The 2,018-nt window shown below is 71.4% G+C and carries 1 protein-coding gene; it reads right to left on the minus strand.

The features are described from left to right. Nucleotides 1-97 precede the first annotated feature (97 nt). Entirely contained in the window at nucleotides 98-1,921 is a 1,824-nt protein-coding gene (locus tag K6I34_RS36215; protein WP_229332272.1) for an ABC-F family ATP-binding cassette domain-containing protein, read from the minus strand. Between the last annotated feature and the right edge of the window lie 97 nt (nucleotides 1,922-2,018).

Raw genomic sequence — 2,018 nt, forward strand, 5'->3', positions numbered from 1 at the left:
GCCCCGCCCCCGGCCCACACGACCACCCAGGGGCGCGGGGAACGGCGCGAGAAGCCCCACCCACCCGCAGACGAAAACGCAGACGCAAAGCGCAGCGCTACGCGTCCTCCGCCAGCTCCAGCCAGCGCAGCTCCAGCTCCTCCCGCTCCCCCGCCAGCTCCCTCAGCTCCGCGTCCAGCTTCGCCACCGCCTCGAAGTCGGTCGCCTGCTCGGCGATCCGGGCGTGCAGCTTCGCCTCCGTCTCGCTGATGCGGTCGAGCCGCCGCTCGATCTTCTGCAGCTCCTTCTTCGCGGCGCGCGCCTCACCGGCCGACTTCACCGGCGCGGCGGCAGCCGCGGGCGCCGCCACGGCAGCGGAGGCAGCGGCGGGAGCGGCCGCCGCCTCGAGGACCTTCTGCCGACGCTCCAGGTACTCGTCCAGCCCCCGCGGCAGCATCCGCAGCGCCTTGTCGCCCAGCAGCGCGAAGACCCGGTCCGTCGTCCGCTCGACGAAGTAGCGGTCGTGGCTGATGACGATCATCGAGCCGGGCCAGCCGTCGAGGAGGTCCTCGAGCTGGGTGAGCGTCTCGATGTCGAGGTCGTTGGTGGGCTCGTCGAGGAAGAGCACGTTCGGCTCGTCCATCAGCAGCCGCAGGATCTGCAGACGGCGGCGCTCACCGCCGGAGAGGTCGCCGACCGGCGTCCACTGCTTCTCCTTCGTGAAGCCGAACTTCTCGCAGAGCTGGCCCGCGGTCATCTCCCGGCCCTTGCCGAGGTCGACGCGGTCGCGCACCTGCTGGACGGCCTCCAGCACCCGCTTGGCGGGGTCGAGCTCGCCGACCTCCTGCGAGAGGTAGGCCAGCTTGACGGTCTTGCCGACGACGATCTTCCCGGCCGCCGGCTGCTCCTCGCCCTCCGTGCGCGCCGCCTGGGCGAGCGCGCGCAGCAGCGAGGTCTTGCCCGCGCCGTTGACGCCGACGAGACCGATGCGGTCACCGGGGCCGAGCTGCCAGGTGAGGTGCTTGATGAGCTCCTTGGGCCCGGCGTGCACGGAGACGTTCTCCAGGTCGAAGACCGTCCTGCCGAGGCGCGAGGACGCGAACTTCATCAGCTCGGCGCTGTCGCGCGGCGGCGGCACGTCGGCGATGAGCTCGTTGGCGGCCTCGATACGGAAGCGCGGCTTGCTGGTACGGGCCGGGGCACCGCGGCGCAGCCAGGCGAGCTCCTTGCGCATCAGGTTCTGCCGCTTGGTCTCCTCCGTCGCGGCGATCCGCTCGCGCTCGGCGCGCGCGAAGACGTAGTCGCTGTAGCCGCCCTCGTACTCGAAGACGGTGCCGCGCTGGACGTCCCACATGCGGGTGCAGACCTGGTCGAGGAACCAGCGGTCGTGCGTGACGCAGACGAGCGCCGAGCGGCGTTCGCGCAGGTGGCGGGCGAGCCAGGAGATGCCCTCGACGTCGAGGTGGTTGGTGGGCTCGTCGAGGACGATCATGTCCTGCTCGGCGATCAGCAGCTTGGCGAGCGCGATGCGGCGGCGCTCACCGCCGGAGAGCGGGCCGATGACCGTGTCGAGGCCGTCGGCGAACCCCGGCAGGTCGAGCCCGCCGAAGAGGCCCGTGAGCACGTCACGGATCTTGGCGTTGCCCGCCCACTCGTGGTCGGCCATGTCGCGGATGACCTCGTGCCGGATGGTCGCGGCGGGGTCGAGCGAGTCGTGCTGGGTGAGCACGCCGAGGCGCAGGCCGCCGGAGTGGGTGACGCGGCCCTTGTCGGCTTCCTCCAGCTTGGCGAGGAGGCGGATGAGCGTGGTCTTGCCGTCGCCGTTGCGGCCGACGACGCCGATCCGGTCTCCCTCGTTGACGCCGAGGGAAACACCGTCGAGGAGGGCACGCGTGCCGTACACCTTTTCGACGGCTTCCAGATTGACGAGGTTCGTGGCCATTCCGCTCCTAGCTGCGTGGGTCTCCGTTCCAGCATCCCACGGCGGCGTACGCCCCTGCCGGGGCGGGTGACCGGTCCTTCGTCTGCGGGCCGGTGGG

It is taken from the genome of Streptomyces sp. UNOC14_S4 (assembly GCF_020740835.1).
Classification (GTDB): Bacteria; Actinomycetota; Actinomycetes; order Streptomycetales; family Streptomycetaceae; genus Streptomyces.

Bases quoted from the DNA above. Each gene is read 5' to 3' on its own strand.
- K6I34_RS36215 (WP_229332272.1), bottom strand. From the start codon at position 1,921: ATGGCCACGAACCTCGTCAATCTGGAAGCCGTCGAAAAGGTGTACGGC.